This is a genomic window from Brevibacillus nigriterrae (assembly GCF_049846925.1).
Classification (GTDB): domain Bacteria; phylum Bacillota; class Bacilli; order Brevibacillales; family Brevibacillaceae; genus Brevibacillus_H.
The window spans coordinates 110927-130384 of record NZ_JBNCMT010000011.1 but is presented as its reverse complement, the minus strand read 5'-3'; the positions used below and the strand labels follow the sequence as shown (position 1 = coordinate 130384).

The 19458-nt window shown below is 43.8% G+C and carries 17 protein-coding genes and 1 riboswitch; of the genes, 11 read left to right on the top strand and 6 right to left on the bottom strand.

The genetic code is table 11. The annotated features are described in order from the left end of the window. Positions 1 to 185: 185 nt before the first annotated feature. A complete protein-coding gene (locus ACPW7N_RS10665) occupies positions 186 to 1451 on the bottom strand; it encodes a hypothetical protein (protein WP_425651060.1) in 1266 nt (421 codons plus the stop codon). After that, the gene (locus ACPW7N_RS10660; RefSeq protein WP_425651059.1) at positions 1448 to 2077 is read right to left on the bottom strand and encodes a hypothetical protein; all 630 of its coding nucleotides are present in this window, start codon (positions 2075 to 2077) and stop codon (positions 1448 to 1450) included. The genes ACPW7N_RS10665 and ACPW7N_RS10660 overlap by 4 nt, the downstream gene beginning before the upstream one ends. Before the next feature lie 255 nt (positions 2078 to 2332). Beyond that, a riboswitch (cyclic di-GMP riboswitch) is annotated at positions 2333 to 2417 on the top strand. Between the two features lie 90 nt (positions 2418 to 2507). On the opposite strand from ACPW7N_RS10660, the gene ACPW7N_RS10655 reads away from it, so the two are divergent. Then, entirely contained in the window at positions 2508 to 4073 is a 1566-nt protein-coding gene (locus tag ACPW7N_RS10655) for a methyl-accepting chemotaxis protein (protein ID WP_425651058.1), read from the top strand. 77 nt (positions 4074 to 4150) lie between these two features. Here the strand turns inward: ACPW7N_RS10655 and coaA are convergent, their stop codons facing one another. After that, positions 4151 to 5098 (bottom strand): type I pantothenate kinase, encoded by a 948-nt coding sequence (gene coaA, locus ACPW7N_RS10650; RefSeq protein ID WP_425651057.1) that lies wholly within the window; start codon positions 5096 to 5098, stop codon positions 4151 to 4153. A 262-nt stretch (positions 5099 to 5360) separates the two neighbouring features. Here coaA and ACPW7N_RS10645 point away from each other — a divergent pair, with 262 nt between their 5' ends. From ACPW7N_RS10645 to ACPW7N_RS10620, 6 genes are all read left to right on the top strand, one after another. Further along, positions 5361 to 7052 (top strand): methyl-accepting chemotaxis protein, encoded by a 1692-nt coding sequence (locus tag ACPW7N_RS10645; protein WP_425651056.1) that lies wholly within the window; start codon positions 5361 to 5363, stop codon positions 7050 to 7052. A 141-nt stretch (positions 7053 to 7193) separates the two neighbouring features. Then, positions 7194 to 8936, top strand: coding sequence for a methyl-accepting chemotaxis protein (locus ACPW7N_RS10640; protein ID WP_425651055.1), 1743 nt, complete (start codon positions 7194 to 7196; stop codon positions 8934 to 8936). Between the two features lie 96 nt (positions 8937 to 9032). Then, positions 9033 to 10001 (top strand): MBL fold metallo-hydrolase, encoded by a 969-nt coding sequence (locus tag ACPW7N_RS10635; RefSeq protein WP_425651054.1) that lies wholly within the window; start codon positions 9033 to 9035, stop codon positions 9999 to 10001. Positions 10002 to 10104: 103 nt separating this feature from the next. Next, entirely contained in the window at positions 10105 to 10425 is a 321-nt protein-coding gene (locus tag ACPW7N_RS10630; RefSeq protein WP_425651053.1) for a hypothetical protein, read from the top strand. A 63-nt stretch (positions 10426 to 10488) separates the two neighbouring features. Next, the gene (locus ACPW7N_RS10625) at positions 10489 to 11007 is read left to right on the top strand and encodes a YfiT family bacillithiol transferase (RefSeq protein ID WP_425651052.1); all 519 of its coding nucleotides are present in this window, start codon (positions 10489 to 10491) and stop codon (positions 11005 to 11007) included. Positions 11008 to 11158: 151 nt separating this feature from the next. Next, a complete protein-coding gene (locus ACPW7N_RS10620; RefSeq protein ID WP_425651051.1) occupies positions 11159 to 13603 on the top strand; it encodes an exo-beta-N-acetylmuramidase NamZ domain-containing protein in 2445 nt (814 codons plus the stop codon). Between the two features lie 46 nt (positions 13604 to 13649). On the opposite strand, the gene ACPW7N_RS10615 is transcribed toward ACPW7N_RS10620, so the two are convergent. After that, positions 13650 to 14351, bottom strand: a complete 702-nt coding sequence (locus ACPW7N_RS10615; RefSeq protein WP_425651050.1) for a FadR/GntR family transcriptional regulator — start codon at positions 14349 to 14351, stop codon at positions 13650 to 13652. 343 nt (positions 14352 to 14694) lie between these two features. On the opposite strand from ACPW7N_RS10615, the gene motA reads away from it, so the two are divergent. From motA to ACPW7N_RS10600, 3 genes are all read left to right on the top strand, one after another. Beyond that, positions 14695 to 15498, top strand: coding sequence for a flagellar motor stator protein MotA (gene motA, locus ACPW7N_RS10610; RefSeq protein WP_425651049.1), 804 nt, complete (start codon positions 14695 to 14697; stop codon positions 15496 to 15498). Then, complete coding sequence (gene motB / locus ACPW7N_RS10605) at positions 15491 to 16297, top strand: flagellar motor protein MotB (RefSeq protein ID WP_425651048.1); 807 nt, start codon at positions 15491 to 15493, stop codon at positions 16295 to 16297. Before motA ends, motB begins: the two co-directional genes overlap by 8 nt. Positions 16298 to 16416: 119 nt before the next feature. Continuing rightward, positions 16417 to 17187 carry a MerR family transcriptional regulator gene (locus ACPW7N_RS10600; protein ID WP_425651047.1) on the top strand — a complete coding sequence of 257 codons (771 nt, stop codon included), beginning with the start codon at positions 16417 to 16419 and terminating at the stop codon, positions 17185 to 17187. Between the two features lie 84 nt (positions 17188 to 17271). Here the strand turns inward: ACPW7N_RS10600 and ACPW7N_RS10595 are convergent, their stop codons facing one another. Next, positions 17272 to 17739: a low molecular weight protein-tyrosine-phosphatase gene (locus ACPW7N_RS10595; RefSeq protein WP_425651046.1), complete on the bottom strand. Its 468-nt coding sequence runs from the start codon at positions 17737 to 17739 to the stop codon at positions 17272 to 17274. A gap of 166 nt (positions 17740 to 17905) precedes the next feature. On the opposite strand from ACPW7N_RS10595, the gene ACPW7N_RS10590 reads away from it, so the two are divergent. Continuing rightward, positions 17906 to 18136, top strand: a complete 231-nt coding sequence (locus ACPW7N_RS10590) for a DUF1450 domain-containing protein (protein WP_425651045.1) — start codon at positions 17906 to 17908, stop codon at positions 18134 to 18136. Positions 18137 to 18261: 125 nt separating this feature from the next. On the opposite strand, the gene ACPW7N_RS10585 is transcribed toward ACPW7N_RS10590, so the two are convergent. Then, entirely contained in the window at positions 18262 to 19401 is a 1140-nt protein-coding gene (locus ACPW7N_RS10585; RefSeq protein ID WP_425651044.1) for a site-2 protease family protein, read from the bottom strand. Positions 19402 to 19458: the final 57 nt, after the last annotated feature.

Sequence of the window (19458 nt, the reverse complement as noted above, 5' to 3'; positions counted from 1 at the left end):
ATGAAACCCTCTCCTTGAAATAGTTTTTTAGGGAAAACCCGCCAATTAAAAGTACCATAGTTTCTTTTTACTTTCTGTAGCACGGACTACAAATTACCAACTGAGTAATGAATAAAAAACACCTCCACTTCAATCGTCTGAGAAACGAAAAAGGGAGGTGTTTGTTGTTAGTTTGTCCAGATTCACTAAATTACTGCCAATTTCAGCTTTGCAAGGAAGATAGTGAATTTGTTATCCAAAGCAGTTGATTCAGTTTTGCCGTAAAGTTTAGACTTTAATCGCTCCATATCTGTATCTGAAATTTTTAGCAAACTGTCCTTGATAGAACCTAAAATGCTGTTCAGTTTTTCAAGAGAAAGCGCCTTGTCTCCTTTGCCAAAAGTACTTTCTTTATATCGTTTATCAAATTCCCGCTGCAAATCTGCGTTGTCAAAAGTGATATTTACCTTCTTTTTATTGCCCATTGCATCAATTACATAAAAACTGGATGAACTGGATTGACCGTTGGATAAGCGCACGGTGAGACTTGCCTTATGATTTCCTACCATAAATTCAAACTTTTGTTTCCCGGCGGTAAAGAGCGAATCGGCAGATGGTGGTTTTGGCGGGTAGTTATGATTGTTGACCTGCTGGTAGATTAAGTTGGAATAGCCTTGTCTCAGCGTATTTAATTTGGCTTGAGCGTTTTCGAGTAATGTCGTCTTGATTCCCGTGGGTGCATCTGAAAGAGCAGAGGCTAACTCATCGGATCGAGCAGTTACCCATTTGTTCAATTCCACTAGGTATTGGTCAAGTTTGTCTTTCGAAATAAAGCCGGATTCGTTTTTGATCGCAGATTCCATATTTTGCAGGTAATTGCTGCCCGTGTAGGATAACTGCTTATCCCAATCCGTGTATGTCGTGCGTGCATCAATGGTTAAGATCCGATTGGCGATAATCAGATCCTCGACGTCAGACCATATTTCTACATCCAGTTGATTGATTAAATTTTCTCCGTCAAGCCATAGTTCGGCAGCTTCATCCGATGTAATTAATAGGTCTTTCTCTGCCTGTTCAAGTCGTGTAGCCAAATCATCCAAGCTGCTTTGCAGCCACTCCATATGCTGATTTAATAATTCTGGCACCTCATCATTATTGAACCCATTTCGATCCTCATCGAGGCGTCTAAATACCGATTCAATGTACTGATTCTGGCTTTGAGGAAGTGATTGCAACCAATTCTCGTAAACTGGATTTACAGGGGGTGGTTCCTCCGAAGAAGCAAGAGCCATCCTTGGAGCCGAATAGGTGCTGAGGTTTTCGTTTGTACTGTCTGTATAACTGCTTTTTTCATAGATGGCAGCCAATTCACCTGAATTACTGGATTGTACTGATTTGCTTTTCTCTGGTGTAGGACTAGAAGTAGAATAAGTACGGCTAACCGTATTCACATTCCCATTCGAAATTCTCACAGTAAAGCTCCTTTCACCAATCGTTTTGCCGCTTTTTTTACAGAACTTTTGTTATGCTCGGAGTAATCCTGGGCAAAAGGGAGGATTTCTAATCCGAGCGAAGGGCAACTCTTGACAACATGACACAGATTGACAAGCACACGTGCCAGATGTTTTTCGTTCCATAAGGGAAGTACACTTTTGAGAATGGGGTAAACTTCTTGTGCAGTATATACGCTTGCCTTGGCATAGTTGCCCAAACAATCAATGGCATAATCTCGTACAATCGTACTTTTGTCTCCTTGAATCATATCAGACAACTTTGACAGGACAGGGGCAATCTGTTCTGGAACAAGTGGTGCGATCAGGGATATGGCATGCATAGCCTCCCACCGCACACGAGTTGATTTGTGGTTGAACAGCCCAATTAACTGGTCAGCAAAGCTGGCAATCAGCTTGGGCTTTTGTTCTGCTACCTTGGTAAAAACCTCTGCACAGTCCCCAACAAGGGCTTGGTCACTGCTAGTTAGCCCTTCGCCAAGCACCAAAAGCAGGTCTGGCTGTTCTACACAGTGAGCGGCAACATGCCGATTGGATGCCTCTGTTTGATCGCCTGTTTGAGAGGAAAGCTGAGAGAGAATCGTCATCATGAATCTCCTATGTCTGGAATATATCTCTAGTTTACCATCTTAACAAAATATGACAAAAAATTTTTATCGACCGAAAGAAAAAAAGGGGGCCAATGCCTCCTTTTTTTCTTATCAAGATTTACTTAATAGCAGAAATTTTCTTATCGTTCGACAAAAAATTCAAAAATATGTAACAAAATTGTTTGAAATGTGGTTCAATAGGGAATAGGTATTTATACTTATAGCAAGGTAATAATAATTAAAAATTAACATGCTACGAAAACGCAAACTCTGTCGAAAGAGGAGGACGCAAAGCCACGGGTCTTTGGCTCAACCAAGTGATAGCCGGGCTACCGAATAGCGTTACATACCAATGTAATCTATTCCTGTAATGAAAAGCTATTCTTCAAGGTACTCATGACAGCACTATTACTGGGAGGAAGGATTTATGAAATTATCGGTTGGAAAAAAGTTGTATGCAGGCTTTATCATTGTTCTTCTGTTAGCTTCTTTCATCAGTGCAATAAGTTTCTATCAGATTTCAAACCTGGATACCACGTATAAATTTTTATTGGATGACCGTGTAAAAAAGGTAATTCTCGTCAAAGACATGGTTTCCGAGCTGAGAGAAGAGTTCAAAAGCATTCGAGGTTACCTGCTTTCTGATAATCCGAAACAGTTGGAGCAGTTTAATGAAGCCAAGAAGCGGTTTGATAATTTGTCCAAAGAGCTTGATCCAATGCTTACCCTCCCGAAAGGAAGGCAATTATTTGCGGATTTGACGCAAATAAGCGATGAGTATGCTGCATTTTCTACGGAACTACTGGCATTGAAAAAGGCAGGAAAAAACAAGGAGTACAGCAACCTGATAGCAACAACAGGAACTGACTTGGGGAATCGATTCGCTGCCAAGGCTGACGAGTTCATCTCGTACCAACAGGAACTGCTCGATCAGACTCTCCAAGAAACAAACGAAGACGTTAGCTTCAGTAAAACCCTATTGATTACGGTAAGTGTGACCGCGATCCTCTTGGGGCTTGGCATTGCCTTTGTCATGAATCGTGCCATCAGTGTGCCGGTAACCCGGATGTCACAAGCAGCACAGGAAATCGCATCTGGCAACCTTACCATTGAAGACATCTCCGTAAAAAGCAAAGATGAGATCGGTGATTTGGGTCAAGCCTTTAATCAGATGAAACTGAATCTGCAGGTTCTCTTGCGACAAGTAGGAGGAAATGCAGAGCAGGTAGCAGCTTCAGCAGAAGAATTAATGGCAAGCAGTTTGCAGACCAGTAAGGCAACCGAACAAATCACCAGCTCCATGATGGAGATGTCTAGTGGCATCGAGGAAATTTCTGCGAGCACCAATGAGGTAACAGTGGCTTCGAATGATGCATTGAAGGTTGCTAAAGAAGGCAACGAAAGCATCCATCAGGCAATTAAACAAATGAATGCAATCAGCACAACCGTAAATGATCTGGCGAAATCGGTAAAAGGCATGGGCGAACAATCGACAGAAATTGGTCAAATTGTGCAAGTTATTAATGGTATTGCTGCCCAGACCAACCTGCTTGCACTGAACGCAGCGATTGAAGCGGCGCGAGCGGGCGAACATGGCAGAGGATTTGCGGTGGTAGCCGATGAAGTGCGCAAGCTGGCCGAACAATCCTCTCGATCAACCGAGCAAATCGGCAAGATCATCGCTTCCATTCAGCATCTAACTGATGATGCAGTCCGTTCGATGGAAAAGAGTCTGAACGAAGTGAATACAGGAATCAATCTGGTTGAGCAATCAGGAGAAAACTTCGGCAAAATTCAAGAATCAGTGCAGAGTGTAGCAACCCTGATGATGGAGTGCTCTGCAGCATCTGAGCAAATGGCTGCAAGTACGGAGGAAGTTTCTGCCGCGGGACAAGAACAACTGGCTTCCATGGAAGAAATCTCAGCATCGGCAACTGCTTTAGCCAAAATGGCAGAACAGTTGAACATGGTTGTTGCGAAATTCAGATACTAAACAAGAATTCGATATCGTCATACGAAAAAATCCCTTGGGTCAACCCAAGGGATTTTTGTGTAATACGAAAGGAATTTTTACGTTTTACGCAAGTGAATAGCGGAAATCAGATGATTGGCCCCTTTTTCCAGAATCAGATCAGCCCGGGTACGTGTAGGAAGGATATTCTCTACCAGATTAACCGCATTGATCTCACGCCATATTCCTTCCGCCACTTGAGAGGCTTCCTCATTTGTTAATGTTGAATAACGATGGAAGTACGATTGGGGATTGGCGAAGGCAGTATGACGCAAGATCTTGAACCGCTCTACATACCAGCGGGAGATGTCCATTTCATCAGCATCCACATAAATGGAGAAATCAAAGAAGTCGGATACGAACACCTGTGGAATCTGACTGGATTTGTTGCCAGAATCCGTTTGCAATACATTCAACCCTTCTACGATCACAATATCTGGTTTCTCAATTACCAGCTTTTCGTCAGGAAGTATGTCGTATGCCAAATGAGAGTAGACAGGTGCTTCTACCCGTGAGCGCCCCGATTTAATGTCCGCAATACATTGAATGAGGCGGCGAATATCGTAGCTTTCAGGAAATCCTTTCCGCTTCATCAGCCCTCTTTGCTCCAGAATCCGGTTTGGATACAGAAATCCATCAGTGGTCACAAGAGCTACCTTCGGATGGTTTGGCCAATGGGAAAGCAATGCTTGCAGGATTCGGGCGGTTGTGCTTTTGCCTACTGCTACACTGCCAGCAATTCCAATGATATAAGGAACTTTTTCCGTCTTATTTCCCAAGAATTGATTGGTTGCCCCGTGAAGCTGCTGGGTCGCTCCCACATACAAATTGAGCAGACGGGAGAGGGGGAGATAGATTTCTGTAATCTCTTTCAAGGAAAGATGTTCGTTGATTCCTTGAAGCTTGGACAGGTCATTTTCAGACAAGGACAACGGAGTGGCTTTACGTAAGCGCTCCCATTCATCCCGAGCAAAATTGATATAAGGAGAATAAATGTGATTCGACATTTGATAAAGGCCCCTTTAAGGAAAAAAGTGCATTGTACAGGCATTATATCACAGAATAGTGACAATCCTAGTACAGTTTATGGGTAATAAACCTGAGAAACAAGATGGACCCCATGATCAAACATTTTGTAATGGAGAGCATATACTTTTTTTTATCGATAAAAACTTTCAGTCAGTGATATCTATCATATTTTGGAAACATTTACTTCTTTAGTATGGGGATATACAAATTGTTAATATTGTTTTTGAAAGGGGATTATTTGTGAAATTTACTATTCACAAAAAGTTGTTTTCTGGATTCACTGTCATTTTGTTGATCCTGGGTGTCATCTCTGGATTAGGCTACTACCAGATGAAACATGTGGATACGACCTATTCCTCACTAATTAATGACCGTGTGCAAAAGTTGATGATGATTAAAGATATGGAGCTATTGATCTCCAAAGAAGTTCGGTCCGTTCGCGGGTTTTTGGTTGTGGGGCAAGACCCCGCTCTGCAAGATTTCTATCAGGCAGTGGAAGAATATAAAAAAGTGAGTAGTCAATTGCGTGGGATCACGTCAGATGAACAACCCTTGAAATTATTGGATGATTTGGATAAAGAACAAGGCAATTACATAGAAGTAGCTGAAAAAATGATTGCCTTAAAAAAACAGAATAAATCAGAGGAAACTGCTGAATTAATGGGAACCACTGGGGTTGAGACTGTAAAGCGTTTTACGTCGACAGCAAATCAGTTGCTCCAGTATCAGCAGGAACGTCTTGACTTGGGAAGACAAGAGACTTCGAAAAAAGTAGAAACAGCAATCCTGATCATCATCGTCCTCAGTGTTGCTGGAATGGCGTTTGGAATGGGTGTTGCTTATTTTATCAGTACCATTATCTCCAAACCGATCGCTTTGGTATCAAATGCTGCAGAGCAGATTGCAAACGGTGACCTAAGAGGTGGCGAAATACTTGTTTCCAATCAGGATGAGATTGGTGATTTAGCAAAGTCGTTTACTGTAATGTCATCCAATCTACGGCAGGTAATTGGCAGTGTACAGGTGAGTGCGGAGCAGGTGTCGACGTCTTCCGAACAGTTACTCTATGGAACACAGCAAGTAACGGCTGCTTCCCACGTAGTAGCCAGGACTATTCAAAACTTGGCGCAGGAAGCAACGGTTGCTGCTCAAGCGGGTGAAGACAGTGCTCGAGGAATGGAAGAGGCGGCAGCAGGTATTCAAAAAATTGCTGAATCAGCGGCTGATGTATCCAAAACGGTGAGAAGTACCTTGAACGAGGCACAAGCTGGAGATGAAACGATCAAAATGGCGGTGGAGCAAATCGTTCGGATTCGAGAGAGTGTCAATCTGACTTCAACCGTTTTGAAACAACTGGGTACCCAGTCGATAGAAATCGGAAAGATTACTGAGGTGATTTCACAAATTACTTCACAGACAAACTTACTTGCACTGAATGCTGCAATCGAAGCGGCAAGAGCAGGTGAGCATGGCAAAGGATTTGCCGTTGTTGCCGATGAGGTTCGCAAGCTGGCAGAACAGTCCAATGAATCAGCCAGTCAAATCGCGATTTTGATCCAACAGATTCAGGAAGGAACATCGAGGGCAATTCAATCGATGGAAGAGGGAACCTATCAGACTGACAAGGGTGTTACTGTAATTTATCATGCTGGCGAGTCTTTTAATCGGATTGTCGAGTCAGTGAAGCGGGTAAACGAACAGATTCAAGAGATTTCAGAGGCTTCTAGTCAAGTATCTGCAAGTACAGAAGAGGTTACCGCCGCAGTTGATGGAATGTCTGAGATCGTTAATGAATCGGCAGCAAGTTCTCAGAGTATCGCTTCTTCCACTCAGGAACAATTGGCATCCATGGAAGAAATCAATACAGTTGCTTATTCTCTCAGTAAAATGTCATGCAACCTGCAAGAGTCTATCAAAAAGTTTGCAATATAATCTCAGACAGACCAGTACCGAAGACACGGTGCTGGTCTATTTTGTTTATGTCAAAACAGTTTTGATGTAGATTTCTGGTAAAAAAGTACTATAATGATGTGGTTGATTATATTTATAGTTGAGACAAGCGGAGGGAGTATCTTGAAATCGTTACAAACCAAACTGTTGCTCTTTTTTGTCGGAAGTATACTGCTGGCAGGCTCTGTATTAGGGTATGTGATCTATTCATCGTCAACGGCATTGGTAGTCAACTCGATCGGAATGCAAGCGAGAGAAATATCTACGAAAGTAGCGGCCCGGATTGATATCGAGGATTTCCAGAAAATCGTTGAGGAAACAAAGAAGCAATCGGGAAGCAAGGAAGCGGTTTTGGACATGACCGAATACCGTGATATACGCAAACAGTTGGCTGAAATGAAAGAGATCAATGGTTTGAAATATTTATATACAATGACGGAGATAGAAAAAGGTGTCTATGCGTACATGGTAGACGGCTTTCCTCTCGATACGGATGAAGATGCATCCATGCCAGGCGACGTAGAGAAAAACTACTACAAAAGCATGGATGCCGTTTTTAAAACCCATGAAACACAAATTGGTGAACTTGCCTATGACGATTACGGAGCAACTGTTTCTGCTTACGTTCCTTTGATCGATCAAAACGGTAATATGATCGGCATTGTAGGTGCTGACTTCGACGCAACCAATGTTTATCAGTTGATGAAGCAAGAGAAGATCAATATGCTACTGATCACTCTCGGCATACTTTGCTTGACAATTCTAGTAGGCTATCTCTTTGCAAGAGTGCTGATCAAGCCATTGCGACTTTTGGCACAAACCGTGGAGAAGGTCCGCCAGGGTGATTTGACTGTTCATTTTACGATTAACAGCAAGGATGAGGTTGGGCAGCTCGGACTTGCTTTTGAGCAGATGGTTAGCGATCTGAACATGATGATTAAAGGGATCAATACCAACTCCTATTATTTGGCGCAAGCTTCACAGGAGCTTGCAAGCAGCACCGAGTCGGCAACGTATAATACCAATCAGATTGTTGGCAAGGTCCATTCAGTGAAGCAAGGCATAGATGAGCAACTTAGTATTTCCGAAATCGCATCCGCAACCATACAGCAAATGTCACGAGAGATACAGCAGATTGCCGCTACTGCACAGGAGGTACAAAGCAGTTCCCAAACAGTCACTTCATTAGCTGACTCTGGCAGGGTTCAGGTAGAGAATGCATCCAGGGAGATTCATGCGATTCAATTGTCGCAAATCGAATCGGCCTCGCAGATTAATCAACTCGGACAAAAATCAAAACAAATCATTGAAATCGTGGATGTCATCACAGCAATTGCCAAACAGACAAACATGCTGGCACTTAATGCATCTATTGAAGCTGCACGTGCAGGTGAGGCAGGCAAAGGATTTGCTGTAGTTGCGGAAGAGGTGCATAAACTGGCTTTGGAATCTTCTCAGTCAGCCAGTCATATTTCTGAACTGGTTCGCAGTATTCAGGCGGCTACCGAGCAGACTATCTCGCAAATGACCCAATCGACTGAACAGATCAACCAGGGTGCTGCAGTAATTGATCAATCGGGACAGGCATTTCTCTCCATTATCAATGCAATTGAAGATGTAATGGGGCAGGTGGAATTGGTTTCCGTTGCGACACAACAGCTTGCGACCGGCAGTGATCGTATGGTTCATTCCATTAAGGAAGTGGAGACGATTGCTGCAACGTCCAATCATGCAACGTCTGAATGCTCGCAGTTTGTCGATCAGGAAATGATGGTCATGAAGGAAATTGAAGCTTCAACGGAAGAACTGTCTGCCATGGCTGAACAACTTCATACGCTGATCAGCAAATTCAAAGTAAACGAATAAATATTTTTTAGTGATATATCCTGAATTTTACATTCGCTCAAGCTATAATAAAAATATAGAAAAAAATATAAATTTATCGAAAAGGGGAGTTTTTCTATGAGCCTTGAAAAGAGCGTCGTTCATTCTAGGCATTTCCAGCTTGAGCGAGTTGCGAATGGAGTCTATGCTGCCATCTCAACAAATGGTACAGGATCATTGGGGAATGCAGGTTTCGTGGATCTGGGTGACTGTACATTGGTTTTTGATACGATGCTTACGCCAGCAGCAGCCTCTGATCTTCTCAAGGTAGCAGAAAGAATAACCGGGAAACCTGTTCAGTATGTCGTCAACAGTCACCATCATGGGGACCATACCTTTGGCAACCAGGTTTTCATCGGAGCACAAATCATTGCGACTACAAAAATCCGTCAGCAATGTATCGATAGAAATACCAAGATGGTAGAGGAATTAAGGGGAAGCCTTTCCCAACTGGAAGAAACCATCAGAGCGTTTGAAGCAAAAATAGATGACGTTACCGACGAGAGAAGAAAGCAGCAGATGCGGGAAGAGGTTGCTTGTGATCGCCATCTTGTAGCAGCTCTTCCAACCATTGAGATCGTCTTGCCTGCCATTACGTTTGATGAGAAATTGACGATTCATGGGTCCAAGCGTTCTGTGGAACTTCTCACTTTTGGCGGCGGGCATACCCCGAGCGATCTGATCATGCTGCTACCGGAAGAAAAGATTCTGTTTGCAGGAGACCTGGTCCAACAACAGACTCATACGATGCTGAAGGATGGAAACCCGGAGGAATGGGTACAAATCCTGAACAAAATCGAACAATTGCCAATTGAGAAAATAGTTCCTGGTCATGGTGCTGTATCTACATTGCTAGAGCTGCATGAGGTAAGAGAGTACATAACGGAGTTGATTGCTTTATCTGAGGAACTGGCAAGTGCTGAAGCATCGACAGAAGAAATTGTGAAACCGCCAATGCCTGCAAAGTATCAGGAGTGGAATTTCCTGGATATGTATGAACGGAATTTGGACTATCTGATAACTCGAAATAACCAAAAGAGTAAGTAAAGCGTGATGGAGTTCACGAAACGCTAGCCATCTTTCCTCCATAATGATAAAAGACCCTTCTCCAGCGGGTCCCGAAATCCAAGCGAGGAAGGAAGCGTGGCAAATGGCTACTATAAGCATCAAAAACAATGACTTGATCGTAGAAGCAACAATAGATGATATCCAGACAATTATTGCAGAAGCGGTACAGAATCTGGATCAGTATAAACAGGAAATTGCCGTAATCTATGAAAAGATGCCGAAATTCGATTATAAGCATTTCTGCTTTTATGCCTATGAGACCTATCGATTATTAGAGAACTCACTCAAGTTTTCATGCGATGCAGTTGGGCATTTTCGTCTGATCGCACCGGAATCCTTCTTCTACGCATTCTACGGAGTGATTGCTACTCTCCACGAACAAATTGAAAAGAACAAAATATAATCAAGCTTCCCATCACCAATATTTCCCGATACAATGGAATCATTAATTGGGAGGTGGAGAAAGATGGATTTGCGTTATCCGATTGGCACTTTTGAATGGGCCGGGGAAGCAAGTGCAGAGCAAATGAGCAAGTGGATTGATGAAATCGAAGCAATACCGACTCAACTTCGCCTTGCCGTCAAGGGGCTTTCTCCAGAACAGTTGGATACACCGTATCGCCCGGATGGTTGGACACTTCGCCAGGTAGTTCATCATGTTGCTGACAGTCACATGAACAGCTACATCCGGTTTAAGCTGGCTTTGACTGAGGATGAACCGACCATTAAGCCGTATGAAGAAGCGAGTTGGGCAGAGTTGGCTGATTCCGCTCAGCCAGTAGAAGTATCGCTAACTTTACTGGATGCATTGCACGAGCGGTGGATTGTTTTGCTCCGATCCATGAGTCCTGAAGATTTCAAGCGTTCCTTTATCCATCCGCAAAACGGAGTTGTTTCCCTTACACATGCTACAGGTCTCTATTCCTGGCATGGCAGACATCACATTGCTCACGTGACAACCCTTAGGGAGAGAATGGGCTGGTAAAACAGCAGACTATTGACAGATTTACATGCCATTTCATTTGTGATATTACACAAATTGAGGTGGCTTTTTTTATACAAGATGTGTTTGCCAAATACGCTTTTAAAGAGTATATTTGATTCCGTCATGATAAGAAAAAGTGGGTTGAAAATTCATGGAACACGGACAATTATCTCGTCGTCACACAAATAGAGAATTGAGAAGAACGAAACCGAAGGGAAGAGTGACGGTGAGGCAAGTAACTGCTTTTCTTGTTTTTGTCACCATGTTGTTGCTGACGGTAAATATTCAAACAAAAGCAGCTACCTCTAATATCAAACTTGGCGACGACGTTTTGCTGACAAGGTACCATGAGTGGATTGACGGAAAACGGCTAGGCCTTGTCACAAACCAGACCGGGGTAAACAGCAGGGGAGAAAGTGTGATTCAGGCCCTTTCCGGCTACAAAGGAGCTTCTCTCAAAGCGCTGTATGCACCTGAACACGGATTGGATGGCAAAGCAAAACCAGGGCAATATGTGGAGTCGTATATGCATCCTGAGCTTCAAATCCCGGTGTACAGTTTATATGGCAGTACTCGGATGCCCTCGGAAGAAATGGTAAAAGAGATTGATGTTCTCCTGATCGATTTGCAAGACATCGGGGCGAGAAGCGATACATACCTCTCCACTCTCCAGTACTGTATGGTAGCTGCCCAGAAATACAAGAAAGAAGTAATTGTTCTCGACAGACCGAATCCTCTGGGCGGAATCATTGTAGATGGCCCCATGCTCAAAGATGCCTATCAGTCATTTGTCGGCGTTGATCATTTGCCGATGGCTCACGGGATGACGATTGGAGAACTGGCTCAGTATTTTAACCGTAAAATCGGAGTCTCCTTGCGTATTGCCCCGATGGAAGGCTATACGAGGCGGATGATTTTTCAAGATACAGGATTAATCTGGGTCCAAAGATCACCTGCGATTCCTGATCTTCAGGCTGTGTGGGGGTATATGGCTACAGGTCTCGGTGAAGGAACGGGAATGTATCAGGCAGATTCCTACCAGTGGGTGGGCGGCAAAGGAATTGATGCCGATCAATTTGCGAATCTTTTGAATCAGGAGAAACTTCCTGGTGTTTCCTTTACAGCGGAATACCGTGGGGCAGATGGCGGAGTTCGGTTAACAATTGAAAATGCGTACTCTTTCAATCCAGCCAAAACGGGCATTTACGTACTTGCCATTGCCCGACAATTAAGTCATTTTCCTGTGCCTAAAAGCGGCAGAGGCATCGTCATGTTCGATAAAATCATGGGTTCCAACGAAATTGGCTTGTATCTCGAACAAGGGTACTCTCCCCTGAAGATCGAAGCACTTTATGCAAAAGAACTGGAACAGTTTCGTGTAGCAAGAAATTCGTATCTGATTTATGACACGGTCAATCATCATGAAGACGGGCAAACCAAAGCACATGTGACGATTCCTGGTGCAATGGAAAACGGCAACAAGATGTATGCACCGATGCGCTTGATACTAGAGGAATTTGGCTATCAGGTTCGCTGGGATTCGACTGCAAATCAACTGATTGCAGCAAAACCGGATCATAAAAATATCGTCATGGAACCAGGAAAAAAACCAATGGTCGTCACGATCAACGGTGAATATGTAGATACCAAGGGTGCAGCTTTGCTACGCTCGAATGACACGCTTTATATGCCACTTTCGTTGCTGGCATTGTTTGAAAAAGGAGTTATTTCAGAAAAACCTGGAGTGGCAACATTCGAATCACACAATAAAATGATTCATTTGAAATCCAGCATCAAACAGGTAAAAGGCGTTGCGGATTCAGGAACACCATCGTCATCAGTGACAGTGCCTGCAAAGCCGCAGCACCCAGTCACTCCTGTACCTGCACCTCCAGTTCAGTCTTCCGAAAAGGTAGCGTATCTGACCTTTGATGATGGACCGTCGAAGGTTACTTTGAAGGTTCTGAATATACTAAAGCAGGAGAAGGTTCCAGCTACGTTCTTCATTGTAGGAAAAAGCATCAAGGGGAACGAAGGAATTCTGAAACAAACCGTAGCAGAAGGACACAGTATCGGCAATCATACTTTTTCCCATAATTACAAAGCGATTTACCGTGACCGTGAAAGCTTCATGAAGGACGTGGAAGCAGGCAATCAAGCAATTGAGAAGGTAATCGGCTATCGACCGACGATGTTTCGTTTCCCGGGGGGCAGCAACAATACAGTCAGTAAGAAAGCGCAGAACCCGGCCGTTTATGGGAAAGACAAATGGATCATGTATGAGCTGGTCGATGCGATCAAGGCAAGCGGATATCAGTATTTTGACTGGAATGTCAGCTCCGGTGATGCATCTGGTATGAATTATACGGCCAGTGAAGCGATCGCCCAGGTGAAGGGAAGCAGTAAGAACAAACGTGAACTCGTCATTCTTTTGCATGACGCAGCCTCCAAAGAGAATACTGCGAATGCCTTGCCGGAGATTATCAGCTATTTGAAGGCACAAGGCTACACATTCAAGGTGTTGGACCATAACTCCAAACCGTATTCTCTGTTAAAAGTGAAGCCTGCACAGCCTGTAGCAACACCTAAAAAATAAGTAGAAAACGCCACCGAAATGCACTCGCTGCATCGGTGGCGTTTTTTTATTGGAATATCCCTTTTTCCGCATCAAGCAGATGGTAAATCATCGCTTCTTCCGCACGCTTCGTGTTCTGATCTGAAATGGCATCGTAAATATCCAGATGCTGTTCATAAAAGCGTTTCGGGTTTTCCTTGGTCGCATGCAGCTTGTCCAATCCTGCCTTGATGATTTTTTCCATCGTCTCAGACATGGAGCGCATGACGGATTCAAGAAACGGATTCTGCGATGCATTGGCTATTGTGTAGTGGAACCTCCAGTCGGCATCGTGGGCTACCTTGCCTTCCCTGAGTGCCTGTTCCATTTCCGTTAATGCTGATTGCATCGTTTGCAGGTGCTCTTCAGTGCGGCGTTCTGCAGCCAGGCGAACAGCCCCTGTCTCGATGATTTTACGCAGCTCCAGCAGATAAGAGATATCCTCGTTATTAATCGGGCGGAAGGCATCGAACATATTGAGTATATCTTGTCTGTTGAATGCCGTGACAAAGGTTCCTTCTCCGTGACGGATACTGACCAGACCGATTGTTTTAAGAGAACCGATGGCTTCCCTGATTGTTGACTGACCTACCCCAAGCTGTTCACTCATTTCACGGATGGACGGCAGTCGGTCACCTGTTTGATACGCACCAGACAGGATTTGTTCTTTCAAAAAGTCTGCTACTTCCTCGTACGTTTTTTTGATTTCTGGTCGCAGTAACCCTTTCATTGGCTCCCCCCATAACTCTCTTCTATAATCCTAATCTATTGTTAGCACTTTAACAGAAAAATGCACTACTCATCAGATGACTTCAATTAGTTATATAGTAATGAAGATTGCAACATACGTCAATCATCGTTGATTGGTAAAGTAACTGGGCGCATCATCTTTGTTTCTCAACAGCACCAAATATGCTATGATTTTGATAGATTTCATGATCTTGGTACAAAAATCGATATAAATTTTGAGAAACTTACATATTTCTCTTATTTTTTTGGTTCTAAATTCCGAAAACATAGATATGGAGTTATCTTTTGTCATTACTTATTACTGTGCATAGGGGTTGTAACATATGGAGAAATCGTCATATATAGGCTTGGCGTTAGGGGTTATTGCAGTTGTTGTGGGGATGGCACTTAAAGGAGCGAGCCCTGCTGCATTGATCAACCCTGCTGCATTCATGATTATCTTTGTAGGTACAGCAGCCACACTTTTCATCGGGTTTCCCATGGCTGAGTTAGCCAAATTCCCTAAGTTATTAAAGATCTTGTTTAGTGAACAATCCTTGATTTCGAAAAAGGAATTAATTTCTCAATTTATGAACTGGGCGTCGATTGCTCGCCGTGAAGGTCTGCTTGCACTGGAGAATACGTCCGATGAAATCAAGGATCCATTCCTGCGCAACGGCATGAAAATGATCATCGACGGTGGAGAACCGGAATTCGTTCGGGATGTATTAAACGAGGAAATTTCCGCAATCGAAGAGCGCCATGCGGCCGGAGCACTAATCTTTTCACAAGCCGGTACGTATGCACCAACACTCGGGGTACTTGGAGCGGTTGTTGGTTTGATCGCTGCGTTAGGTAACTTGTCTGATATCGACAAATTGGGACACTCCATCGCTGCCGCATTCGTTGCGACACTCCTGGGTATTTTTACGGGTTACGTATTATGGCATCCATTTGCTAATAAATTGAAACGAAAATCAAAAAAAGAAATCGAAATCAAAAAAATCATGGTGGAAGGTTTGCTTTCCATTCAAGCGGGGGTATCTCCAGCCGCAATTGAGCAAAAATTGCTGGTCTACATCCCAGTAAGCGAACGTACGATTGAGAAACCAGAAGCGAAAGAAGAGGGAGTCGGTGTGAATGGCTAAAAAGAAGAAGCATGCACACCATGAAGAGCACATCGACGAAACCTGGCTGATTCCATACGCTGACTTGCTAACCCTTCTGCTTGCACTATTCATCGTACTATTTGCCTCGAGCCAAGTAGATGCGAAAAAATTTGAACAGCTGTCCGAGTCATTGAGTATGGCGTTTAACGGTGGTATCAGTTTTTTTGAGAACCCTCAACCAGTTAAGACTCCAGAAGTAGTGCCACAGACCACACTTCCAGAGAAAGAGCAGGACAAAAAAGATGAGACCCAGCGTGAAAAGGAACAGCGTGAAAAATTCCAGAAAGAAACAGAAAACCTGCAGAAGTTGCAGCAATCCATCGATGCCTATATCAAGGAGAACAAGCTGACAGACAAGCTGCAAACGAAGCTTACGGATATGGGATTAATGATTACGATTCTGGACAACGCTCTGTTTGCCTCTGGACGTGCTGATGTTCGCCCGGATGCAAGAAAACTGGCTCAAGAAATTTCGGGTATGCTCGAAAAGTATCCTCGGCAGGTCATCGTATCTGGACACACGGATAATGTTCCGATTCATACCAGTGAGTTTCCTTCCAACTGGGATTTAAGCTCCAAGCGGGCGTTGAACTTTATGAAGATTCTTTTGGAGAATTCAACGCTTGACCCACGCAAGTTCAGTGCGACGGGATACGGGGAGTACCATCCGATTGCTTCAAACGGTTCTGCGGAAGGACGAGCCAAAAATCGTCGGGTAGAAGTTTCGATTCTTCGAAATGTACCTGCGCCTGGAAATGCAAATGTAAATAGTCAGTAAGACGTGAAAAGGTAGCCTGCGTGGGCTACCTTTTTTTGGTGGAATTTGGTGGGTTAAAAAAGGGATTGACATTGACGCGTGCGTAAAGGTGTACAGTAATAATGACAGGAGGTGAGCGAATGGAATACACCGTACAAAAGCTGGGGCAATTGGCTGGAATCAGTACCAGAACACTTCGGTATTATGATGAGATCGGGATTCTGAAGCCGGCAAGAATCAACTCGTCAGGATATCGGATCTATGGTCAGAAAGAAGTAGATCGTTTGCAGCAAATTCTGTTTTTCAAAGAATTGGGAGTCGGCCTTGAAATGATTAAAACGATTGTGACCTCCCCTACCTATAACGGAGCCGAAGCTCTTCGTGAGCACCGCAGACAGCTCCTTGACAAAAGAAACCAGTTGGATGTGCTAATTGCGAATGTGGAAAAAACAATTTCATCAATGGAAGGAAGAACAACGATGACGGATAAGGAGAAATTTGAGGGGTTTAAACAGCAGATGATCGACGAGAATGAAGCCAAGTACGGAAAAGAAATCCGTGAGAAATATGGTGATGACGTCGTAAACAAATCGAATGAAAAATGGAAGAAGATGAGTGAAAAAGAATATGACGAGTTTAATCGTCTGACCGATGAAGTCCTCAAGACTCTAGAGGAAGCGTTTGAACATGGTGAACCAAACAGCGATCTCGGGCAAAAAACGGCAGAGTTGCATAAGAAGTGGCTGATGTACAGTTGGGGTGAGTACAACAAAGAGGCGCATGCGGGTCTTGCCCAAATGTACGTGGATGATGAACGATTTAAGGCATATTATGAAAAGCGGCCTGGTATGGCTGAATTTCTCCGGGATGCGATTTACATCTATACAGGTATAACGAAGAAAGACGGGTAATAATCTACATCCGTCCAAATGAGGTCCAGCCGACAATTGCGTAAATGTGTCGGCTGGATTTTTTAAATAAACACATTGTGAAGCCTATGAAAGATGATGTTCCCGACAAATTCGCTCCAGCAAACCTTTACACCCAGCTTCTACTAGTGAATAAACGTAATCAAAGCGCTTAGTGTAATAGGGATCTTCCACATTGCGTTCCGATAGATGAGGGGCAAAGTCGAGCAGCCTGTACACCTTGTCTCGTCCTTTTGTCATTTGGTGCAGATTGCTGATGTTTTCTTCATCCATACCAATGATGTAGTCAAACTGATCAAAATCAGTTGGGTGGATTTGTCTGGCTCGAAGCGTTTCATAGCTGATTTCTTTGGATTTGAGTACCTTTTGCGTCCCAGGATGAGGCGGTTCACCAGCATGCCAGCCACCCGTGCCGGCTGAATCAACGGAGATTTCTTTTTCTAATCCCGCTTGAACGACAAGATGGCGAAAGACCGCTTCTGCCATGGGAGAGCGGCAAATGTTGCCTAGACAAACAAACAGTACATGAACCAATGAATATCTTCCTTTCCCGAAGCCTAGTCTTCTTTATTGTACATTTGCCAAGAGTAACTTGCTACTGCTTCGAAAACCATATATAGTAAGAATGTTATCCTGCATCGTTAATTGAACGGAATAAAGGCTGCATCATGCTTTTTTCACATAGAAAGGAACATGCTTCATGGCTAATGATATTCGAATCTGTGATTTGTGCAAAGGTTATCAGGCAGACAAGTTTGCCGAACGCTTAAAAGACATGGTACCAGACGCAACAGTCGAGATTGGCTGCCAGAATATGTGTGGACACTGCTTGAAACGTGCTTTTGTCTTTGTTAATGGCAGATGGTTCATCGGTGAGAACGAGGATGAGCTGATTACGAAAATGCAATCTCGGATTAAAAAGAGCAAATAGAATAACAGACACAAAAAAAAGCCCGGAGCAATCCAGGCTTTTTTTTACTGTGAAAAACGTCTCGACGTTTTTCATAAAAGTGGATGTGACCGCTTGCGGTCAACAAAACGGTTATGACCGTTTTGTTATCTACGTAAAGAATCCTGATGCAGATCCATGATGCCATTGCCATAGAGGAAGAATAAAGAGAGAATCAGGATCAGCCCCACATAGGCAATGAGCACCTTCCATTTGGTGCTGGTCGATGATTCGTAATACGTGCTGAGGCGATGCATTTGCTCATTCACTTGCTTCAGATGATTCTGTGCCTCGGCTGCGGCTTCCTCCAAAATGGGTGAGGGAATTGGTTGAAGCGGATTGCCGTCCAGATAGTGTACAGGCATTCGCTCCCATTGATGCAAAAGCTCCCATTTTAGTGTGGCGTATTTTGCGCTTATCTTTTGTTTCTCGAATGCGAGACGCTTCTCATCTTGCAAAAACGGAATGGTAAAAGGACGCTTTTCACTTTTATGGGAGGGAAGCTGAAATTGCAATTCTGCTCGTTTATCAGCCAATGAGTAAAGAGTCGGCCAGGTGCGAACTTCTTCCATAAACGATTCAAGCTGCTGTTTTTCGTAAGACAAGACCCGGTATCGGTACGTTTCCCGAATTCGCCCCCACCATGTAAACAAACCGATGATGAAGATCAGGAACATGAGCGGGTCGGGTGAAAAAAAGAGCATTCCACCGAGTGCCAGCAGTCCGAAAAACCAGAGCTTTGTGGACAGTACAGAAACAATCCGGCCACCATCCAGTGGAGAGATCGGCAACAGATTAAACAGGTTAATCATCGCACCCAGGTAAATCACTAGGCCCCAGAATGGGTCGTTTGTCCACCAATAGAGAGGAATAGCTGGTAAAAATGAGATTAGACCGGCAAGTGGTCCGCCATATGCCAAATAACTTTCTGTTTCGGCATCACGGGGTTGTTCCTTCATAGAAATCAAAGCTCCCGCAAACGGGATAAAGATCGCAGGTGAGGTCTTGATTCCTTTCTGCTTGGCAGCGATCAAATGGCCCATTTCATGGACAAAGATCAAATAAACCAGTGCAACTGCGAACTTCCAACCGTAAAACATGGCATAGGCGCCTAAACTGATCACCATCGAAATCAAAGTAGTGCCGAATTTGGAAAACTTCAAAAATCCAACAACCCACTTCAGATTTGTCGCCAAAAAAGCACCGATGGCGAGCAGAGCCGATTGTATTTTTGTTTTTTCCTTCATTAAAAAAAGTCAGCTCCTGTCATCATTCTATTCAATTAGTATATACGCTTTGGCTTC